Source organism: Hydrobacter penzbergensis (assembly GCF_900106985.1).
GTDB lineage: Bacteria > Bacteroidota > Bacteroidia > Chitinophagales > Chitinophagaceae > Sediminibacterium > Sediminibacterium magnilacihabitans.
This window is the reverse complement of record NZ_FNNO01000001.1, coordinates 657,142-680,331: the sequence shown is the minus strand read 5'-3', so window position 1 is coordinate 680,331 and position 23,190 is coordinate 657,142. Positions and strand designations below refer to the sequence as shown.

Annotated in this window: 9 protein-coding genes; 8 read left to right on the top strand and 1 reads right to left on the bottom strand. The window is 42.0% G+C overall.

Annotated elements, in window-relative coordinates; translation table 11 throughout:
* Window positions 1-23: 23 nt before the first annotated feature.
* From BLU98_RS03070 to BLU98_RS03040, 7 genes are all read left to right on the top strand, one after another.
* The gene (locus BLU98_RS03070) at window positions 24-1,748 is read left to right on the top strand and encodes a GMC oxidoreductase (RefSeq protein WP_092721815.1); all 1,725 of its coding nucleotides are present in this window, start codon (window positions 24-26) and stop codon (window positions 1,746-1,748) included.
* Window positions 1,749-1,897: 149 nt separating this feature from the next.
* Window positions 1,898-5,077 carry a SusC/RagA family TonB-linked outer membrane protein gene (locus BLU98_RS03065; RefSeq protein WP_092721813.1) on the top strand — a complete coding sequence of 1,060 codons (3,180 nt, stop codon included), beginning with the start codon at window positions 1,898-1,900 and terminating at the stop codon, window positions 5,075-5,077.
* A 30-nt stretch (window positions 5,078-5,107) separates the two neighbouring features.
* On the top strand, window positions 5,108-6,835 hold the full coding sequence (locus BLU98_RS03060) for a RagB/SusD family nutrient uptake outer membrane protein (RefSeq protein ID WP_092721811.1): 1,728 nt from the start codon (window positions 5,108-5,110) through the stop codon (window positions 6,833-6,835).
* Between the two features lie 89 nt (window positions 6,836-6,924).
* Complete coding sequence (locus BLU98_RS03055) at window positions 6,925-10,518, top strand: VCBS repeat-containing protein (protein WP_092721809.1); 3,594 nt, start codon at window positions 6,925-6,927, stop codon at window positions 10,516-10,518.
* 469 nt (window positions 10,519-10,987) lie between these two features.
* Window positions 10,988-14,206, top strand: a complete 3,219-nt coding sequence (locus BLU98_RS03050; RefSeq protein WP_092721807.1) for a SusC/RagA family TonB-linked outer membrane protein — start codon at window positions 10,988-10,990, stop codon at window positions 14,204-14,206.
* Between the two features lie 21 nt (window positions 14,207-14,227).
* A complete protein-coding gene (locus BLU98_RS03045) occupies window positions 14,228-15,955 on the top strand; it encodes a RagB/SusD family nutrient uptake outer membrane protein (protein WP_092721805.1) in 1,728 nt (575 codons plus the stop codon).
* A gap of 247 nt (window positions 15,956-16,202) precedes the next feature.
* Window positions 16,203-17,804: a carboxylesterase/lipase family protein gene (locus BLU98_RS03040; protein WP_092721803.1), complete on the top strand. Its 1,602-nt coding sequence runs from the start codon at window positions 16,203-16,205 to the stop codon at window positions 17,802-17,804.
* A gap of 192 nt (window positions 17,805-17,996) precedes the next feature.
* Here BLU98_RS03040 and BLU98_RS03035 read toward each other — a convergent pair whose 3' ends face one another.
* A complete protein-coding gene (locus tag BLU98_RS03035) occupies window positions 17,997-19,505 on the bottom strand; it encodes a DUF1593 domain-containing protein (protein ID WP_092721801.1) in 1,509 nt (502 codons plus the stop codon).
* A 104-nt stretch (window positions 19,506-19,609) separates the two neighbouring features.
* Between BLU98_RS03035 and BLU98_RS03030 the strand changes: the two genes are divergently transcribed.
* Entirely contained in the window at window positions 19,610-23,188 is a 3,579-nt protein-coding gene (locus BLU98_RS03030) for a CRTAC1 family protein (protein ID WP_092721799.1), read from the top strand.
* Window positions 23,189-23,190 lie beyond the last annotated feature (2 nt).

Here is a 23,190-nt window from a genome sequence, read left to right as displayed (position 1 = left end):
CTACACCTCATACCGTAACGATTATGCCAGATACTTCATCGGTTGCTCCCGCCGTTCATTCAACTACTGCTGCATCTCATACTTATGATGCCATTGTGATTGGCTCGGGTATCAGTGGCGGATGGGCCGCCAAAGAACTCTGTGAAAAAGGCTTGAAAACCTTATTACTCGAAAGAGGGCGCGATGTGGTACACCTGAAAGATTATCCTACTGCCACCAAGAACCCCTGGGATTTTCCGCACCGCGGCAAAATGCCGGATACGTTTATCAAAGAAAATCCGGTGCTTACCAAATGTTATGCGCTGAGTGAAGCCAGTGAACATTTCTTCGTGAAAGATCACCAGCACCCTTATATCCAGGAAGCGCCTTTCGATTGGATCCGTGGTTACCAGGTAGGCGGCAAATCTTTATTATGGGCGCGTGCAACGCAGCGTTGGAGCCGCTTTGATTTTGAGGGACCTGCCAGGGATGGTTTTGCGGTGGACTGGCCCATCCGTTATGAAGACCTGGCGCCATGGTATTCCCATGTAGAGCTTTTTGCCGGTATCAGTGGGAACAAAGATGGATTGGAAACCCTTCCGGATGGTGAATTCCTTCCACCCTGGGAAATGAATTGTGTGGAGAAAGAACTGCAGCAAAAGATAATGGCAAATTATAAAGACCGGTACGTGGTACAGGGGCGATGTGCGCATCTTACCAAACCGAATGCAATTCACCTGCAACAAGGCAGGGGGCAGTGCCAGGCCAGGAATTTGTGTGAACGGGGGTGTCCTTTCGGAGGATATTTCAGCTCCAATTCCTCTACTATTCCCTGGGCGCAAAAAACAGGAAACCTTACGCTGCGGCCCGATTCGGTTGTGCATTCCATCATTTATGATGAGCAGCAGGGTAAAGCTACAGGTGTGCGGGTGATCGATGCAGTTACCAGGAAGGCAACGGAATTTTTTGCGAAAATCATTTTTGTGAATGCTGCATGTTTGAATACGAATTTGATCTTATTGAATTCGGTTTCACGGCGTTTTCCAAACGGATTGGGAAATGACAGTGGTTTATTGGGCAAATACGTAGCTTTTCACAATTACCGGGGAACCCTTACGGCCAATTATGATGGGCCGAAAGACAAATATTATTATGGCCGCAAGCCAACGGCGGCCATGATGCCCAACTTCAGGAATGTGTACCGGCAGGAAATGGATTTTCTCCGCGGTTATATGGTGCATTTCAGCGCGAGCCGAGGCAGGGCTGCAGCAGAAGGTATTGGTGGCAATTATAAGGATGCGATCACAGAGGCGGGCGACTGGCATATTTTCATGATGATGCAAGGTGAAACCATTCCCAAAGAGACCAATCACCTGAGTTTGAGTAAAGACCAGAAAGATGAATGGGGTATCCCGCAACTCGTTGTTTCGGTAAAGTATGATGAAAACGATGAGAAGCTGCTCAAAGATTTCCTGGAACAGGGTGCTGAGATGCTGCAAAAAGCAGGGGCATCGGATATCCGGCCGAACGACAGTAAACAGGCGCCTGGATTAGATATACATGAAATGGGAGGTGTACGCATGGGACATGACCCCAAGACTTCTTTACTCAATCGCTGGAATCAGTTGCACCATTGTAACAATGTATTTGTTACTGACGGTGCTTGTATGACTTCTGTGAGTACACAGAATCCCTCGCTGACCTTCATGGCCATTACAGCCAGGGCAGCCAATCATGCGGTGGAGGAATTGAAGAAAGGAAATTTGTAAATCCCTGATTTTATTGTGTATTTTTTACACTATCAATAGGACAAAATACTACAACAAAATGTTAAAAAAGGACAGATGCTTCTTAAGCAATCGTTTTAAATTGCGTGTTGTAACGCTATTCGTCTATATCTAATTAACCCAACATTGCTATGCCAACGAGAAAAAAACTACTCGCAAGGACCGTCATGCTTGCGACCCTCTTTGCGCTACTCAGCGCGGGCGCGTACGCCCAAAAAAGCCTCTCAGGTAAGGTAACAAACAAAGCCAATGGCCAGCCCATTGCAGGTGCTACCGTTCAATTGAAAGGTACTACCACAGTTGCCGTTACCAATGCTGAAGGTGTTTTTTCCATTCCTACCAAGGGTACCAGCGGTACTTTGGTAGTTTCTGTTATCGGTTTTGAACCTGTAGAACAGTCTATCAGTGGAAAAATCACTTTCAATTTTGCGCTATCAGAAACTATCAGCCAGTTGAATGAAGTACTGGTTACCGGTTATTCTGTCCAGCGAAAAAAAGACATCACCGGTTCAGTATCTGTGGTGAATGTAAGAGACCTGAAAGCAGTGCCGGCAGGAAGTGGCGAACAACTCCTGCAAGGCCGGGCTTCCGGTGTCAACGTTATCACTTCAGGTCAACCAGGATCGGGCAGTAATATCCGTATCCGCGGTATTACTTCATTCGGTAATGTGGATCCCTTATACATCATTGATGGTGTGCAGGGAAGCATACGCGACCTCAACGCCAATGACATTGAGTCTATCCAGGTGTTGAAAGATGCGGGTGCTGCTTCAATTTATGGTGTGCGTGGTTCTAATGGAGTCATCATTGTAACTACCAAAAGGGGAAAATCAGGTAAAGCCACTGTTACTTATGATGCCTATGTGGGTACCCAACGCCCGGCTTCAGGTAATCCATTCCATTTGCTGAATACGCAGGAAATGGCAACAGCTACCTGGGCAGCTTTAAAAAATTCCGGACAAACACTAACCCATCCCCAGTACGGTTCAGGAGCTACTCCAATTATCCCCGATTACATCCTGGCAGGTGGTACTGCAGGAATTGTAGGATCAAGTCCGGCTACCGATCCATCTTTGTATAATATTGATTTCAGTAAACCCATTTATCAGATTGTACAGGCCAACAAGGTGGGCACAGACTGGTTTCATGAGATATTCAAGCCCGCAATGATACAGAGTCATACCGTTTCTGCCAGTGGGGGTAATGAAAAAAACACTTATTTATTTTCCCTGGGTTATTTAAACCAACAGGGCACCTTGATGAATACTTATCTGAAAAGGTATTCAGCACGTGTAAATACTACATTTAATATTAAGAACAACATCAGGGTGGGGGAAAACCTGTTCATCTATGCCAGGGAAAACCCTCAGATTGGCAACCTAAGTGAGGGAAATGAAATCTCTATGAGTTATCGTGAGCAGCCCATCATCCCGGTGTATGATATCAAAGGAGGATTTGCGGGTACTGCTGCTAAAGGCTTGGGTAATGCGCAGAATCCTGTAGCTATGCGAGTGAGGGCCGCTGATAACAAAGGATATTCCTGGGACATACAAGGTAACGCCTATGCAGAAGTAGATTTCCTGCGTCATTTGACTGCCAGGACTTCTTTTGGTGGTACACTTGATAACTTCTATTATTACTATTATGGTTACCGCAGTTATGAGAATGCGGAGAACAACGGTTCCAATTCATTCAGCGAAAATGCCGGCTACAACCGTTCATGGACCTGGACCAATACAGTAACCTATAGCAATGTTTTTGCTGAGAAACACAATGTAAAAGCGCTGGCGGGTATAGAAGCAGTAGAGTCGTATGGCCGTGGTGTAGGTGGTGGAGCATTAGGATTCTTTACGGATAATCCGAATTTCCGTACCCTTAGCAATGGTTCATCTGGCTTTACCAATTACAGCAACGTATACCAGAATTCATTGTATTCTTTATTCGGCAGAGTGGATTATGCTTATAATGATAAATACCTGCTTAGCGGAACCATCAGAAGAGATGGATCTTCCAGGTTTGGTGCAGATAAACGTTATGGTATATTCCCGGCCTTTTCATTGGGATGGCGTATATCCCGTGAATCTTTCCTCAGGGATGTATCATGGATATCTGACCTGAAACTGCGTGGAAGCTGGGGTAAACTGGGCAACCAGTTGAACGTAAATCCGGCCAATGCTTTCAGTCTTTATGGTGGTGGACCGGGATCATCTTATTATGATATCAATGGAACCAGCACCAGTTCTGTACAAGGCTTTATTGCTACACGTATTGGTAACCCAAAAACAGGTTGGGAAGAGGATGTGTTAACGAATTTTGGCTTGGATGCGGCATTGTTCAAAAACAAACTGGACATCTCTTTTGAATACTATAAAAAATCGATCAATGGATTATTGTTCACTGACCAGGCTCCTGCAACAGTAGGTGGTGCTACCCTGCCCGTTGTAAACATCGGTAATATTGAGAATAAAGGTTTTGATTTCTCCGCTACTTATCATGGAACTGCTTCAAAAGACCTCAAGTTCGATATCGGTTTGATTGTAACCACTTATAAGAGCAATATCACCGATATTCCAGGACAATACTTTGAAGCGGGTGGCTCACGTATCGGAAATTTTGTTCGGAATGCAGTAGGTCACCCCATTGGCGCTTTTTATGGCTATGATGTAGTAGGGCTGTTCAGCGGTGCCGATGATGTAAGTAAATCTGCTACTCAAAAATTTGCTGCTCCGGGTCGATTCAAATACCGTGATGTGAACGGAGATGGTAAGATCACTGCTGATGACAGAACCTTTTTCGGTGACCCCAACCCCAAGTTCACGGGTGGGTTAAATCTGAACGTATCGTATAAAGATTTTGATTTGTCCATGTTCATGTATGGTTCTTTTGGCAATGACGTGATTAACTATGTCCGTTACTGGACGGATTTCTATCCTTCTTTCCAGGGAGTGAAGAGCAAGGATATGCTGTACGGTTCTTGGACACCCAGCAACACCGGAGCCAAAACACCCATTATTGAGAACGAATCTAACTTCAGCAACAATGGCGTTGTGAACTCTTACTATAAAGAGGATGGTTCTTATCTCAGGTGTAAATCACTGATCCTGGGCTATACCATACCTTCTACCACACTGAAAAAATGGGGTATCGAAAAATTCAGGATATACTTGCAAGCGGCTAACCTGTTTACGATTACCAAGTACACGGGTCTGGATCCCGAGCTGTCTGGTTCCAACGCAGCATTCGGCATCGATTATGGTAACTACCCCAATAATCAGAAAAATTATAATGTGGGTGTAAGTGTTACATTCTAACCTTAATCCATTAAATGAAAAAAATTAAATATGAAAAAGTTTAGAATTCGAATATTAATCGTTGGAATAGCTGCAACACTTACCATGTTCTATGCTTGTTCCAAAAACTTTTTGGAGAAAGCTCCATTGGGTTCTCTGGATGAATCAACACTGGCTACCAAAGCGGGTGTTGACGGATTGCTGATTGGCGCTTATCACTTAGTGAGCGGCTTTGGTGGTGCAGGTGGCGGCTGGCAAACAGCAGCTTCCAACTGGGTATATGGTGGCGTGGCAAGTGATGATGCTTACAAAGGATCTGACCCTGGAGACCAGCCGGATATTGTACCCATTGAAACCTATACTTCCAACGCATCCAACGGCTACTTTAACCAGAAATGGCAGGCAGTGTATGATGCTGTACAGCGGTGTAACTCTGTGTTGCGTGTAATGGCTAAAGCTTCTGACATTTCTGATGCAGATAAAAAAAGGATTGCCGCTGAAGCCCGCTTTTTAAGGGCGCACTTTCATTTTGAGGCAAAGAAAATGTGGAATAAAGTGCCTTATATAGATGAAAGCATCACTTATGCAGCGGGCAATTACAATGTGCCTAATGACAAAGACATCTGGCCCAACATAGAAGCCGATTTCCAGTATGCAATAGACAACCTTCCTGCTACGCAGACTGCAGTGGGGCGTGCCAACAAATGGGCTGCAATGGCATATTTAGCCAAAGTGTACATGTTTGAAAAGCAATACGCTAAAGCATTGCCCCTTTTGAATAATGTGATAGCTAATGGAACTACAGCTTCTGGAAAAAAATATGCCCTGGTAAATTTTTCTGATAACTTCAATGCAGAAACAAAGAATAGTGCGGAAGCCGTATTTTCTGTACAACAATCTGTTAATGATAACTCTAATGGCAATAATGGTGGTTGGGGCGATGTATTGAACTTTCCTTATAATGGAGGCCCGGGTGGCTGTTGCGGATTCTACCAGCCTTCTCAAAGCCTGGTGAACTCTTACAAGGTAGATCCGATTACCGGTTTGCCTTTGCTGGACACCTGGAACAGTACTGATGTTAAGAACGACCAGGGCCTGAAGTCTACAGATCCGTTTACACCCGAAACGGGACCATTGGATCCCCGTCTTGACTGGACTGTAGGCAGAAGAGGCCTTCCTTATCTGGATTGGGGTAATCACCCCGGTAACGACTGGATTCGTGATCAGAACAACGGTGGCCCTTATGCTCCGAAGAAAAATGTGTATTATAAACGCCAGGAAGGTTCCTTAACCGACAAATCATTCTGGACCAATGGCGTTACTGCCAATAACTATACCATTATCCGTTTTGCTGATGTATTGCTTTGGGCAGCTGAGTGTGAAGTGGAAATAGGTAGCCTGGTCAATGCAATGAACTATGTGAACCAGGTAAGGAGCCGTGCTGCTAATCCCAATGGATGGGTGAAAAACTCGAGCGGCTCGCCCGCAGCTAATTATATGGTTGGCCTTTATCTGGTATTCCCTGATCAGGCCTATGCCCGTAAAGCTGTCCGTTTTGAAAGAAAACTGGAGCTGGCTATGGAAGGACACCGCCATTTCGACCTTGTGCGTTATGGTACGGCGGCTACAGAACTGAATGCATATATGGCTAAGGAGAAACAATACCGCACTTATTTTAATGGTAAATCCTTTACTGCTGGAGTAAGTGAGTATTTCCCTATTCCGCAATCACAAATAGATCTTAGTAAAGGAACACTTAAACAGAATCCTGGTTATTGATCAATTGATTGATTAAATTATGTGAGAGGTAGGGTACTGCTCTACCTCTTTTCATTTATTTTAGTACTTCCAGATTCAACATTGCACAAATGCTACGGAATACCAGGTATCTTATATTACTATTCGCCGCTATACCCTTCTTTTTGCTATCGTCCTGCAAAAGTAAAGCTCCTCTTTTCAGCCGTCTGACCTCAGATCAAACGAATATTCATTTCAATAATCAGATCACTGAAACGGACTCGATCAATGTGCTTGATTTTGAAAATGTATATAACGGCGGTGGTGTAGGTGTGGGTGATTTCAACAACGATGGGCTACCCGATCTTTATTTTACAGGCAATCTCGTTTCCAATAAACTTTATCTGAACAAAGGGGGATTCAAATTTGATGATATTACTGCGCAGGCAGGTGTAACAGGAGGTGGGAAATGGTGTCGTGGGGTTGCCGTAGTTGATATCAATAATGATGGTTGGATGGATATCTATGTGTGTGCTACGCTGAAAAAAAATCCAGCCTTGAGAGAAAGTTTGCTATATATCAATCAAGGGGTTGACAAAAAAGGAATACCCCATTTCAAAGAGATGGCAAAAGAATACGGGTTGGCCGATACCAGTCACAATACACAAGCTGCTTTTTTCGATTACGACAATGATGGAGACCTTGATGTGTACATTGCGACGAACGAAATCATCAAATACGATTATCCCAATCGATTCAGGCCTATTTTGAAAGACGGGAGCCATCCGAGTACTGATAAGTTGTATCGCAACGATTGGGATTCATCACTTGGGCACCCGGTATTCACCAATGTATCCAAAGGAGCAGGCATATTGATAGAAGGATATTCACATGCAGTAACGATTGCTGATATTAATAAAGATGGATGGAAAGATATCTATGTGACGAATGACTATCTGTCGAACGATTTGTTATGGATCAATAATCATGATGGCACATTTACAGAGAAACTTTCTACCTATTTCAAACATACATCTGCCAATGCCATGGGGAATGATATTGTAGATATTAATAACGATGGGCTGGCAGATGTGATTACATTGGACATGAACCCGGAAGATAATTACCGGAAAAAAATGATGCTCAATCCCAATAGTTATCAAACTTATCAGAATAGCGACTATTTTGGCTACTCTTACCAGTATGTGCGTAATACGCTTCAGTTGAATCAAGGGCCAAGGGTACTGCAAAATGATACCATTGGAGATCCTGTATTCGGCGAGGTCTCTTTTTATGCAGGTATTGCTGAAACCGACTGGAGCTGGGCACCGATGGTGGCAGATTTTGATAATGATGGCAACCGGGACATCATCATTACCAATGGCTTTCCAAAAGATGTCACGGATCATGACTTTGTAACATTCCGCAATGAGTCTTATTCGATAGCAACAAAGAAGCAGCTGTTGGAACAAATACCTGCTGTGAAAATTCACAATTATGCATTTAAAAACAATGGGAACCTTCATTTCACCAACGCATCCAGTGAATGGGGCATGAATACACCCAGTTTTTCAAATGGAGCGGTTTATGTTGACCTGGATAATGACGGTGATCTTGATCTGGTAGTCAACAACATCAACGACGAAGCGATGGTGTATAAAAATAACAGTAGGGAAAGAGATAGTACCACCGCTCGTTTCCTGAATATTCGTTTTGATGGCACAGCGCAGAACAAAAACGGACTGGGTGCCTGGGCCGATATTTATTATGACCACGGGCAACACCAGGTATGGGAAAATACACCTTATAGGGGATACCTCTCATCTATGGATAACCGTATTCATTTTGGACTGGGAACTACTACTACGATCGATTCGGTTTGCATCACATGGCCGGATGGGAAAAAACAGCGACTAGATCATGTGCAGGCGGATCAATGGTTGACAATAAAAGCATCAGATGCTCAAATGCATACATCTCCCTCACCTGCTTTATTAGCGTCAAACGCACTATTCAAAGAAGTGACGGGCTCGCTGGATATTCATTACCAACACGAAGAAAGAGATTTTATCGATTTTAATATTCAGAAACTGATACCGCATAAACTATCTGAATATGGTCCTGGTATAGCTGTTGGCGATGTTGATGGTAATGGATTAGATGATATTATAATAGGAGGATCTTTTGGGAACGCTACTCAGGTATTGCTCCAACAACCCAATGGTAAGTTTGTACAAAAAAATATTCAATCTGATAAAGGCTTTGGAGCCAAACAATGGGAAGACCTTGGATTGTTGTTATTTGATGCCGATGGAGATGGTGATCTGGACTTATATATTGCTGCGGGCGGCTTCGAGAATGAACACAATACACCTGTATATCAGGACAAACTGTATATAAATGATGGTAAAGGGAACTTTACATTAGATACAGCAGCGCTCCCGAAAAATTTTACCAGCAAGTTTTGTGTCAGGGCTATTGATTACGATAAAGACGGGGACCTTGATCTTTTCATCGCAGGACGTGTAGATCCCTGGAACTATCCCAAACCAGTTTCCAGTTTCATCTACCGTAACGACTCCAAAGACGGCCATATCAAGTTTACCGATGTTACCCAACAAGTAGCCAAAGACCTCACCAACATTGGCATGGTATGCGACGCAGTCTTTACCGATTTTGATAACGATGGTTGGCCCGACCTGGTGCTGGCAGGAGAGTGGATGCCGCTGACTTTCCTGAAAAATAACAAAGGAGTCTTTACCAATGTAACCGCTCAATCTGGTATCAGCAACCAATTAGGCTGGTGGAATACCATTGCAGCCGGTGATTTTGACAACGATGGCCGTATTGATTATGTTGTAGGCAACCTGGGACAAAACTCATTTTACCGTGCTTCTGATCAATACCCTGTTTCCATTTACGCCAAAGATTTTGACAACAATGGCAGCCTCGATGCTTTTCCATCATTGTACCTGCCGGCTACCATCACCGATCCAACGAAGAAAGAATTCCCCGCGCAGAACCGGGATGATGTGGTGAAGCAGATGATTAGTATGCGAACGAAATTTCAGAACTACAAATCATTTGCTACTGCTACCATGGATCAGTTATTTACTAAAGAACAACTCCAGGGCGCCTTGATATTGCATGCCAATAATTTCAATTCCTGCTTCGTTAAAAATGAAGGTAACGGCCGCTTTAGTCTGCATCCCTTGCCGGATCAAGCGCAGTTTTCTGTATTGAATGGTATGCTGGTAGAAGATTTCGACGGAGACGGCAACCTGGATGTTTTGATCAATGGCAACGATTATGGTACGGAGGTTTCCGTAGGGCGTTATGATGCTTTAAACGGCTTGCTGCTGAAAGGAAACGGCAAAGGAGATTTTGCGCCGATGTCTATTTTGCAGAGCGGCATTTTCATACCCGGCAACGGTAAAGCGTTGGCCAAACTACGGTCAGCTTCCGGTAAATGCCTGGTAGCAGCCACGCAGAACAGGGGGCCTTTGAAAGTCTTTGAAGAAAAACAACCCGTTCGTTGCGTGGCGCTGCAACCTAATGATGCAGTTGCTGTTATTCAATACAAAAACGGGAAAAAGCAAAAAAGGGAAATTGGCTATGGCATTTCTTTCCTCTCACAATCTGCCAGGTTCCTGAATATTGAGGCCGGTGTTCAATCCGTTATTATTACTGACAATATGGGGAAGACACGCTCAGTTCCTCTTTAACAAACTGTTTATGTCAAGAAAATTAATATCACTATTCCTGATAACAAGCGTGTGCATTGCACTGGTAACTGCCTGCGGAAATAAATCCCAAAAACCTATGGATAATGCCGGGGTATTCCGGAACAAATTGACCACCCCGAAGCAAACATGTTCATACTAATTTAGATGATTGTATCTCTGATTTTAGCGGATTAATCCGTAATAAATCAACTAAAGAGATATTGAAATGCAGTTGCAGAAACTGCCTCTTATACTTATGGTGGGTATTATACAAGCGGAGGGCTCTTTTCAGGATGTACCTATGGAACTTGATTTTGACAATAGCTGCTTTATTGTGTATTTTTTACGCATTTAATTAAGCGAAATACTACAATAAAATGTTAAAAAAGAACAAGCGTTTTTTAAGCAATCGGTTTAAATTACATGTTGTAACGTTTATTCGTCTATATCTAATTAACCCTACATTGCTATGCCAACGAGAAAAAAACTACTCGCAAGGACAGTCTTGCTAGCGCTTCTTTTCGCGCTATTCAGCGCGGGCGCTTCCGCCCAAAAAAAGGTAACTGGTAAAGTTATTAATGCCAATGACAATCAACCTGTTTCTGGTGCCACAGTGATGGTAAAGGGCACTAAAGTTGTTACTGCTGCATTGTCAGATGGCAGTTTCGCGATTTCTGTGCCTGCCGGAAAAAACACACTTGTCATTACGTCAATTGGTTTTAATGAAACAGAAGTTGACGTAAGTAACACCACCAGTATTAATGTAAGTCTACAAGTAAGAAGAGACAACCTTAATGAAGTGGTTGTAATTGGGTACTCGACCCAACGTAAAAAAGATATTATTGGTGCGGTAGCTGTGGTAGATGTGGAAGCGCTAAAATCCACTCCTTCTGCAAATTTAGGTGCTCAATTGCAGGGCCGCACTACTGGTGTTACAGTAAGTGGTAACGGGGCTCCCGGTTCGCCTGCTATTGTGCGTATCCGTGGATTTCAGTCTGGTGGTAATAACGAACCTCTTTATGTAATTGATGGGGTGCCTACATCTGATCCGTCAAATATCAATCCTCAGGATATCTCGTCTATGCAAATACTTAAAGATGGTACTTCTGCTGCAATATATGGTACCCGAGGTGCTAATGGTGTGGTAATTATTACCACCAAGCAGGGTCGTGCAGGTAAAACAGATATTTCATATGAAGGTTATTACGGCACACAAACTGTAACCGGAAAAATGATCCCGGAGATGCTGAACAACCAGCGTTATATTGATTATTTAAACAGAAGCGGTGCAGGAAGTCATCCGGTTTTTGGTGTACCCGGTTCATTTAAGGTGCCTGATTATATTGTTGTGAGCAGTGCCTTTAAAGGGGGTGTGGCTGCAGGTGATCCTAAAGCAGATCCTTCTTTATATTCTTTAAATCCATTGTATCAAATATTAAAAACGACTCCTCAAGGTACGGACTGGTTCCGGTCTATTTTGCAAACAGGTATTATACAAAGCCACCAAATTACAGCGTCTGGCGGAAATGATAAAGGAGCCTATTCTTTAGGCATGAACTATTTTGATCAAAAAGGTACTATAATGACGACAGGGTACAAACGTTATCTTGTAAGATTTAACTCGTCATTTAAACCTGCTTCATGGTTAAGACTGGGTGAAAATGCACAGTTGAGTTATAATACATCGATAGGCGGACAGCAAAGAGGCGAAGGAGGCGCATGGAGCTGGGCATATCGTATGGTGCCTTATATTCCCGTTTATGATATTAATGGCGGCTTTGGTGGTAATGGAGTGGGTCAATCTGGTAACGGGTCTAATCCAGTTGCCAACCTTATCAGGAGCCAGGACGACCGTAATCTGAGCACTCGTCTGTTCGGTAATGTTTTTGCAGAAATTCTGCCTGTTAAATGGATTACATTGCGTACTTCATTTGGTGCCGATATCCTTAATAATTTTGTTAAGACCATATCAAGGAAAACATATGAGAGATCAGAGAACCAGGGCAGTACCCAGTTAACAGAAACTTATAATAACGCAATTGACTGGACATGGACAAATACGCTTACTGCTCAAAAAACCATAGGCAGCCATGATATAAAATTGCTTGCAGGTACAGAAGCTGTTAGAAGGTATATTAAATCGACTTTTGCCTTCGGTCAGAATTTTGACTTAGATAATGCCGATTTTATTTCTTTAAGCAATGCCGGTACTGCAGCGGGTGATAGAAATGTGGGTCAAAACACTGAAAGTAGTGTGACCATTTTCTCTGTATTTGGCCGGTTGGACTATGCATATAAAAATAAATACCTGCTTAATGGAACGATAAGGAGAGATGAAGCCTCTGTATTTGGTCCTAAGAGCCGTGCGGGATATTTTCCCTCTATAGGATTTGGCTGGAGGGTGTCTGAAGAAAAATTCATGAAAGGTATAACCTGGATTAGTGATCTTAAATTGAGAGGTGGTTATGGCCAGGTAGGTAGCATCTCTAACAACACGGCTTTCAACCCATTCACTACTTTCCGTACAGGACCTGGTTTTGGTAACTATGATTTAAATGGTACCAATACATCTGCTATGCTGGGCTACCGTGGTAATACTTTGGGTAACGATTCAACAAAATGGGAGACTACTGTTACCAGGAACATAGGCTTCGACTTAAGTTTATTTAACGGAAAATGGGTGATTGATTTTAACGTGTTTAAAAACGAAACCAAAGATTTGCTTATACCTCGTAACCGTATCCCCACTGAACCCATTATTACTCAGCCAAACGTTAATGTTGGTACAATGCGTAATACTGGTTTTGAGTTTTCGATTGCAAATCATGGGAACATAACCAAGGATTTAGGTTATGATGTACAAGTTAATTTCTCTAGCTACAAAAACGAAGTGGTTAAATTAAACGCTGAGGGAAATCCTTTTTACTATGGATTGGACAGATTCTCTAATGCCGTAAAGATTGATAAAGGGTTGCCTATTTCCACATTTTGGGGCTACCAGATTGTTGGTTTCTACAATAATGCAGACGATGTGGCGAAGGGGCCAAAATTAGCCGGCCAGCCTGCAGTAATAGGTACATGGAAATATTTAGACAGAAATGGTGATGGCAATATTAACTCCTCGGATGCTGGGCCTATTGGTAACCCTCACCCGAAATTCCAGATGGGCTTTAATATCGGATTCACATATAAACAATGGGACTTTACTTCATTCCTTTTTTGGAACTATGGTAATGACATATATAACTATACCAAATGGTATACGGATATGAGAGGTTTTGTGGGCGGTGTAAGTACAAGGGTGCTTGATAACAGCTGGACAAGCAGTAATACAAACGCTAAACTTCCTTTACTGCAGGCCGGTTTTGTAGTGCCCGGTAACTTTGTAACAGGTGAGTCTAACTCTTATTACATTGAAAAAGGGTCATACTTTAGAGCTAAAAATATCCAGATTGGTTATACCATTCCAAGCACCATCTTAAGTAAAGTAAAACTGCAAAAAGCAAGGGCTTATATTCAGTTCCAAAACTTGTTTACCATTACTAAATATACCGGAGCAGATCCAGATCTAAACGTACAGCGTGCGCAGCGTAATGCTGGTAGCGCCGGCGATTATGTTTTAGGCGTTGATCAAAGCGGGTTCCCTAACCCTAAACAAGTACTGTTTGGATTAAACATAACTTTTTAATAGTTATTAAAATTGAGTATTATGAAAAGTAAGAAAATAATATATGTATCGGCAGTAATGATGGTTGCCATAGCTGCATTTACTGCATGTAAAAAGTTTTTAAATCCACCGTTAAAAGGTGTTTATGACGAAAGTCAACTGGCTAACGCAAAAGGTATAAATGGAATGCTTGTTAATGCTTATGCAACATTACGCGGGCCCGAGGGTGTAATATCTGCAAGCGCCAGTAACTGGGAGTGGGGAAGCATAGCTGGAGGTGATGCTTACAAAGGCACTGAATTAGCAGACCGTACAGACGATAACCCAATTATGCGTTTTGAATTAACTCCTGCAAACCCAATTGTTTCTGCTAAATGGAACGGATGTTACGATGGTATTGGGCAAGCAAATGCTGTACTTAAAATGTTGCCTAAAGTTACCGGTATGAGTGATGCAGATAAAAAGCAGATTGAGGCAGAAGCAAAGTTTATCAGGGCTCACCACTTTTTTGAAGCTAAAAAAATGTGGAACAATGTTCCTTGGGTGGATGAAACTGTAACAGACCATAAAGGGCTTACGAATACAACTGATATTTGGCCAAAAATTGAAGCTGACTTATCATTTGCTTATAACACGCTTAATGAGGTAAAGCCTTATAAAGGCCAGGCTAATAAATGGGCTGCTGCCTGTTATTTAGCCAAAGCATATATGTTTGAAAAGAAATTTGCTGAAGCCAAAGCATTGTTTACCACTATTATTGCTAACGGAAAAAATGCACAAGGTGTCAAATATGCCCTTACAAGTAATTACCAGGATAACTTCGTGGTAAAGAAAGAAAATAATTCTGAAACTATTTTTGCCATTCAATTTTCTTATGGTGATGGATCTACCACCAACGCTAACTTTGATAACATTCTAAACTATCCTCATGGCGGTGGCAGCAAACCAGGTGGTTGCTGTGGGTTCTTTCAGCCATCTCAAGCATTGGTTAACTCATTTGAAACAGATGCAACAGGTTTGCCAATGCCTGATACGTATAATGCATCCAATGTAACAAGTGATGAAGCGTTATTGTCAAGCCAGCCATTTACTCCATACAGTGGAAACCTTGATCCTCGTTTAGACTGGTCAGTTGGCCGCAGAGGCGTTCCTTATCATGATTGGGGTAACCATCCAGGCCGTGACTGGATCCGTGATGTAACATATGGTGGCCCGTACAGCCCGAAAAAGAATACATATTTTAAAGCCGACGAAGGTTCTACTGCCGGTAAAGTAGGCTGGGGCTTTAGTGCAAATGCTTTAAACTATAACATCATGCGTTATGCAGATGTATTGTTAATGGCAGCTGAAGCCGAAATTGAGGCGGGAAGCCTTGTTATAGCACAAACATATATTAATATGGTAAGAGCAAGGGCGGCAGCATTTGCTCCTTCAAATGCAGCGCCTTACAACCAACCGGCAACTACTGCAACTTATGCCACATACAATGTAGGATTATACACAGTTCCTTTTGTAGACCAGGTAGCAGCTCGTAAAGCAGTTCGTTTTGAAAGAAAATTAGAGTTAGCCATGGAAGGACATCGTTTCTTTGACCTGGTACGATGGGGTATAGCTGCTACTGAGATGAATGCATATCTGTCAGTTGAAAGTGGAAGACGCCCTACCACACTTGCAGGTGCAACATTTGTTGCTGGCAAACATGAATATTATCCTATCCCTTCGGATGTTATAGCCAACATGCCTGGCGTAAAACAAAATCCTGGGTACTAGCAGATAACATTTGGCTATTAAACAAAAGCCAACAAGTAAAAAATAAGAACCATCTACCCAAATGGTTCTTATTTTTATCTACAGGTACAATACATATTCATTGTTTATACCTCTTTGGTTTTTTCTTAACACAGTTTATTGATTTGCTTTGTACATAATCAATCTTTTCTTAACAACGCAGCCTTTATTTATTAGCTGATATGCTAAAACATTAATACTAATTCTTTCAATTTGTAAAATTGCTATTATGAAAAAAATAATAATTTTCTTTGTTTGTTGTATCGCTATAAGACTTGAAGTTGTTGCCCAACTTGTAACGGGTGAAAATATTGCAGTTGTAAGTACAATGTCGGGTAAAGTACGTGGTTACGTTAACAACACTGTTTTTACTTACAAGGGTATTCCATATGCAGAGGCTAAGCGCTTTGAGGCGCCGCAAAAAGTAAAACCATGGGATGGCGTACGCAGCTCAATGACGTACGGGCCGGTAGCACCCTTAATTGATCCGACAACCTCTGTGCGTGACGAAGGTGAATTCATTTTTCATCACGACTGGGGATATACCAGCGAAAATTGTCTGGTATTAAATGTATGGACGCCTGGTATTAATGACGGAAAGAAAAGGCCCGTTATGTTCTGGATTCATGGTGGTGGTTTTACAGCAGGCTCTTCGCAGGAACTACCGTCATACGATGGGGAAAGCCTTGCCAAAAAAGGAGACGTGGTAGTGGTTTCAATAAACCACCGGCTTAATATACTTGGCTTTTTAGACTTGTCGGCATATGGTGAAAAATACAAACACTCTGCCAACGCAAGCATATTGGATATTAAAGCAGCATTGGAGTGGGTGAGGGATAATATTTCAAATTTTGGCGGCGATGCAAACAACATTACCATTTTTGGCCAATCGGGCGGAGGTGCAAAAGTAAACACCTTGATGGCAATGCCTGCCGCAAAAGGCTTGTTTCATAAAGCCATAAATCAAAGTGGTTCATTTAGAATGGCTGCGCTTGATAAAAAAGCCACACAGGAAATTGCTGCTGAAGTTTTGAAAGCTTTGAATATTGAACCTTCACAAGTTGACAGCCTGCAAAAAATTCCATATACACAATTAGCTGATGCAGGAAAAAAGGCGCTTAAAGCAGTCGCTGATAAAATGAAGGCGGAAGGAAAGCCTGTTATTGGTTTTGGATTAAGCTGGGGTCCAAGTAATGACGGTGAAGATTTACCTTACCAGCTTTTTTCAAAAGAAGCATTCGAACTATCTAAAAATGTTCCTTTGCTTATAGGTACTACTAAAAATGAGTTTATGCCTTTTATGAACATTGCTTTAAGCACGGCCACATTAGAAAAGGTAAACGATGTAATAAAAAAACAAAGAGGCAATAATGCAGATGCCTACATTGCCGCTGTAAAAAAAGCGTACCCTGATGATACGAAACCTTCTGATCTTTTGGATATTGATATTACGTTTCGCCCCGGGGCCGTTTACCAGGCTAATGAAAAATCTGCTTTAAATGCTGCGCCGGTTTATATGTATTTATTTACTTGGCAATCACCTGTAATGGATGGAAAATATAAAGCTGTTCACTGTATGGAACTGCCTTTTGTATTTAATAATATTCACCGCTGTGCAGAAATGACGGGAGGTGATAAAGATGCGGTTGCGCTGGCAGATAAAATGAGCAGTGCCTGGATAAGTTTTGCAAGAAACGGTAACCCCGGTCATAAGGATCTGCCTGCATGGCCTGCTTATAATGCCATCAATACTTCCACCATGCACTTTGATAATAAATGCGTGGTAAAACCACAGCTTGACAAAGAATTGTTTGAGATGGTAAAACAATAAGAGCTACTTAATTTCACTTCAGGTACAAAAAATGACATACTCTTTGAATATAGAATAATCGATCTTATTTATTTTTTCAAAATATGATTTTTAGGGCTTACCTCAAAAGACTTGCTTTTGAGGTAAGCTTTTTTAATTCTTTGTGTTGAATATATATAGGTGCGTGTGAGAAGCCTGCACTCGGCGTCTACGTTATTGAGGCAACACTGTAATAATAACCCTTTGATATCGCGTTAACTGTGGTGATCCATTATCTTTCACTTCGAGAATAATATGAATTGTCTCTCCTTTTTTAGAGTCCGCAGGCACAATGAAAGACGCATCCGCATTCTCCGGATTTTGTATCTCAATGGTTTTATTATAAGTGCCAGCTTCTTTATATTGCCACCATTTGTAAATTACTTTATTGCCATCAGGATCTTTTGCTGAACCGCTTAGATGTATAACTACTCCGGGTTTCGCTGAAATATTTTTTGCAGTTTTTAATGCAATAACAGGCGGATGATTTGCTTTCTTATAACTTTTCACACACCAGTCGGCACGCATTGCAAAATCGTTCTGAAGTACATCTATCCAACGGGTTTGTGAATATGTTGGGTCTTCTTTATATGTGTAAGGATTATAATCAGCAGAACTTAGACCATCTTCCCATCGTGTAGGATTCTTTTCCGATCGTGTAAAGCGACCTCCCCAACCACCATATGACGCATCCTCCATGTTTCGCAAGCCGACATTTAAGAAATGGAAAAAGGATGGTGAATCTCCTTCTGAAATAAAATCATATTGAATAAAGCCGCTTTTTTTAGCTTCTTCAAGATTACCTTGTGTATGTTCCGGGTCACCAGGTATTTTTTGATTATCTCCATAAAGGAAATATTTTTCTAATAAGGGACCATGATTGAACTTAATGTGTTTTGCAAACCAAGGCCCTCCGAGATAAGATTTTAGTGCATCGGGCACAACCCTCGGCCAAGGATAAGCTAAGCAACCAAACTGAGTAGAATTATAAATCACTCTGATATTTGGCCAGTTAGGAGCTACGTAATTTTGATATGTTGCATCCTGGTCTAACACAGTATAAAGAACTGCTTTCTGAGAAACTTTTTTATAAATAGCATCCCAATTTGAAGTACTCTTGTACTCTTCTTCAATGGACTTCAAGGCACGGGCTACGGTATTGGTGCCACCCCAAATTTGCAAATAAACAGGTCCGGGCTTTTCATCCAGCAGAATTTTTTTAATAAAATCAGAACCTTCTGTTGGGAATTTCATATCACCCTCAAAGTTGATATTTCCAACTTTTACTTTAGCTAACAAGTCATTAGGAGCAGGATAATTTTTAGCATGCTTTGTCAAATTAGGGTAAACCTTTGTATACAGCCCTATAAAGTACTGCATCCAGTCTGTGCCCGGCCAACGAAGTTCAGTACGCTGCCCATATAGCTTTGCTGTAATGGGCATTTCTGAGATAAAAACAGTCCCTTTTCCATCTCCGGCATAATGCCATTGAGAGCTGGAATATACTAAGCCCGCAACGTCAAATTCGTTTGTATAAAGCAGAAATCTAATGAAAGAATCTTGATCGTCTACTTCGCCGTCAGTTGTAATAATAACTCTTGGCTTTGATATCTTTGTTTGTGTCATGCCTTGCTGTACCACAGCCAAAAAACAAACAGATATTAGTATTAATTTATTTTTCATCTTGAATCATTAACTTTTTTGTAAGTACTAAGTTGTAAACAGTTTAAAATTAGAGATAAATGTCTAATTGACCTACCTCTGAATTTTGTTATATTGCAGTATCTATGACCCTATACCGAATTGCTGCTTACATTTGTTGCTGCTTCAGCTTGCTGGCTTGCCGCCAGAAAAATCTGTTTGTCCCCGTTCCTGCCACCCACTCCGGCGTGTACTTCAATAACAAGATTATTGAAACAGATTCCATCAATGAGATAGATATTGAAAATGTGTACAACGGTGGTGGTGTAGGCATCGGGGATTTCAACAACGATGGGTTGCCGGATATTTATTTCACCGGTAACCTTGTTTCCAACAAACTTTACCTCAATAAAGGAGATTTTAAATTCGATGATGTAACCGATAAAGCTGGTGTAACTGGGAATGGGAAATGGTGTAGAGGTGTAGCTGTTGTAGACATCAATAACGACGGATGGATGGATATGTATGTTTGTGCGACACTAAAAAATAACCCTAATGAAAGAGAGAATCTCTTATACATAAACCAGGGAGTTGATAAAAATGGTGTCCCCTATTTCAAGGAAATGGCTAAAGAATATGGATTAGCTGATACTACACATAGTACACATGCTGCCTTTTTTGATTATGACAATGACGGTGACCTGGACGTATATATTGTAGTGAACGAAATTCAAAAGCAGATATATCCTGATAATTTCCGAGCGGTGTTAAAAGATGGCTCCAATCCAAGCACAGGAAGACTTTATCGAAATGAATGGAATGACTCTTTGAAACATCCTGTGTTCATAGATGTTTCTAAACAAGCTGGCATTCAAACGGAAGGATATGGACATTCTGTTAATATAATGGATATCAATAATGATGGCTGGAAGGACATCTATGTAACCAATGATTTTGTGACCAATGACTTACTTTGGATCAACAACCACGATGGTACTTTTTCAGAACAACTGTCTACTTATTTCAAACACACTTCTGCCAATGCCATGGGCAATGATGTAACAGATATCAATAACGACGGACTGGTAGACGTGGTAGTATTGGATATGAATCCAGAAGACAATTACCGTAAGAAAATGATGCTGTCGGCCAATAGTTACCAACGCTACCTGAATGCTGATCTGTATGGATATAATTACCAGTACGTACGAAACACCTTACAGCTCAATCAGGGGCGAAGGGTAGGTCAGAATGATTCCATCGGTGTTCCCATTTTCAGTGAGATAGGCTTTTACGCCGGTATTGCCGAAACGGATTGGAGCTGGACCCCAATGGTTACTGATTTTGACAACGACGGTAATCGTGATATTATCATCACCAATGGATTTCCTAAAGACATTACCGATCACGATTTTAGTGTATTCAGAGATAAAGCTTATCTCATTACATCGAAACAGCAAATCTTATCACAGATACCGGAAGTTAAATTGCGCAACTATGCTTTCAAAAATAATGGCAACCTGCACTTTTCAGATGTATCTGACAAATGGGGACTCAGTACACCTACTTTCTCGAATGGAGCCGTTTATGTTGACCTGGATAATGATGGCGATCTTGACATGGTCATCAATAATATCAATGATATCGCTGCTATATACAGGAACAATGCAAGAGAGTTGAATAAAGAGAACAGCCATTACTTGCAGGTTCAATTAACAGGCGACAGCCTGAATAAGAACGGTCTGGGCGCCTGGATAGAAATACATTACGATCATGGAAAAAAACAGGTATGGGAAAACACACCTTACAGGGGTTATCTCTCATCTGTTCAGGATATCGCCCATTTTGGATTGGGCGCTTTGAATAAAGTGGATTCGGTTCTTGTTAGATGGCCTAATAGAAAAGAACAATGGATAACCAATGTAAGCGCCGATCAGTTATTGAAGATCAACATAGCCAATGCACAAAGCAATAGTCAGGATGCCAGGGAAGTACTGGCGAAAAACACTTTGTTCAAAGAGATAACAACTGCGACCGGCATTCAATATGTTCACCAGGAGCGCGATTTTATAGATTTCAATATCCAAAAATTATTACCGCATAAGCTCTCTGAATACGGACCTGCACTCGCAACAGGTGATGTGAATGGAGACGGCCTGGACGATATTATATGCGGAGGCGCTTTTACTTATCGCACACAATTATTCCTGCAACAATCCAACGGCCGGTTTATACAGCGTGATTTATTGCCCGGAAGCGATGCCGCGCAAAAAAAGGAAGAAGATATGGGCATGCTCTTGTTTGATGCCGATGGCGATGGTGACCTCGACCTGTATATTGCCAGCGGCGGATACGAGAACCAGCCTGGTACTGCCGCATACCAGGACAGGCTTTATATCAACGATGGTAAAGGAAACTTCACACTAGATATATCGGCACTTCCACAAAATTTTACCAGCAAGTTTTGTGTCAGGGCTATTGATTACGACAAAGATGGTGACCTGGACCTGTTCATTTCCGGGCGTGTTGATCCCTGGAATTATCCCAAACCTGTTTCCAGTTTTATTTATCGAAACGACTCCAAAGATGGTCATGTAAAATTCACCGATGTTACCCAACAGGTGGCCAAAGATCTCACCAACATTGGTATGGTGTGCGACGCGATTTTCACAGATTTTGATAACGATGGATGGCCAGACCTGGTACTGGCAGGAGAGTGGATGCCGTTGACCTTCCTGAAAAATAATAAGGGTGTCTTCACCAATATATCTGCGCAATCTGGCATCAACAACCAACTAGGTTGGTGGAATACCATTACAGCCGGTGATTTTGACAACGATGGCCGGATGGATTACATCGTGGGCAATCTGGGTCAAAACTCTTTTTACCGCGCTTCAGAACAATATCCTGTTTCTATCTATGCAAAGGATTTTGACAACAACGGTAGCCTGGATGCTTTTTGTTCACTTTACCTACCGGCTACCATCACTGATACTACCCGTAAAGAATTCCCGGCTCAAACGCGCGATGATGTAGTGAAGCAAATGATCAGTATGCGGAACAAATTCCAGAACTACAAATCATTTGCTACCGCTACTATGGACCAGTTGTTCACCAAAGAACAACTGCAGGGAGCATTGATACTACATGCCAACCAATTCAATTCCTGTTTTGTAAAAAATGAAGGTAATGGCCATTTCAGCCTGCATCCTTTACCAGCCCAGGCGCAATTCTCTGTGCTGAATGGCATGCTGGTAGAAGATTTCGACGGAGACGGCAACCTGGATGTTTTGATCAATGGCAACGATTATGGTACGGAGGTTTCCGTAGGACGTTATGATGCTTTAAACGGCTTGCTGCTGAAAGGAAACGGCAAAGGAGATTTTGCGCCGATGTCTATTTTGCAGAGCGGCATTTTCATACCCGGCAACGGTAAAGCGTTGGCCAAACTACGGTCAGCTTCCGGTAAATGCCTGGTAGCAGCCACGCAGAACAGGGGGCCTTTGAAAGTCTTTGAAGAAAAACAACCCGTTCGTTGCGTGGCGCTGCAACCCAATGATGCAGTTGCTGTTATTCAATACAAAAACGGGAAAAAGCAAAAAAGGGAAATTGGCTATGGCATTTCTTTCCTCTCACAATCTGCCAGGTTCCTGAATATTGAGGCCGATGTTCAATCCGTTATTATTACTGACAATATGGGGAAGACACGCTCAGTTCCTCTTTAACA

Coding starts and splice junctions, on each gene's coding strand:
- BLU98_RS03055 (WP_092721809.1), top strand. CDS start 6,925: ATGCTACGGAATACCAGGTATCTTATATTACTATTCGCCGCTATACCC.
- BLU98_RS03070 (WP_092721815.1), top strand. CDS start 24: ATGCCAGATACTTCATCGGTTGCTCCCGCCGTTCATTCAACTACTGCT.
- BLU98_RS03035 (WP_092721801.1), bottom strand. CDS start 19,505: ATGAAAAATAAATTAATACTAATATCTGTTTGTTTTTTGGCTGTGGTA.
- BLU98_RS03060 (WP_092721811.1), top strand. CDS start 5,108: ATGAAAAAGTTTAGAATTCGAATATTAATCGTTGGAATAGCTGCAACA.
- BLU98_RS03040 (WP_092721803.1), top strand. CDS start 16,203: ATGAAAAAAATAATAATTTTCTTTGTTTGTTGTATCGCTATAAGACTT.
- BLU98_RS03065 (WP_092721813.1), top strand. CDS start 1,898: ATGCCAACGAGAAAAAAACTACTCGCAAGGACCGTCATGCTTGCGACC.
- BLU98_RS03030 (WP_092721799.1), top strand. CDS start 19,610: ATGACCCTATACCGAATTGCTGCTTACATTTGTTGCTGCTTCAGCTTG.
- BLU98_RS03045 (WP_092721805.1), top strand. CDS start 14,228: ATGAAAAGTAAGAAAATAATATATGTATCGGCAGTAATGATGGTTGCC.
- BLU98_RS03050 (WP_092721807.1), top strand. CDS start 10,988: ATGCCAACGAGAAAAAAACTACTCGCAAGGACAGTCTTGCTAGCGCTT.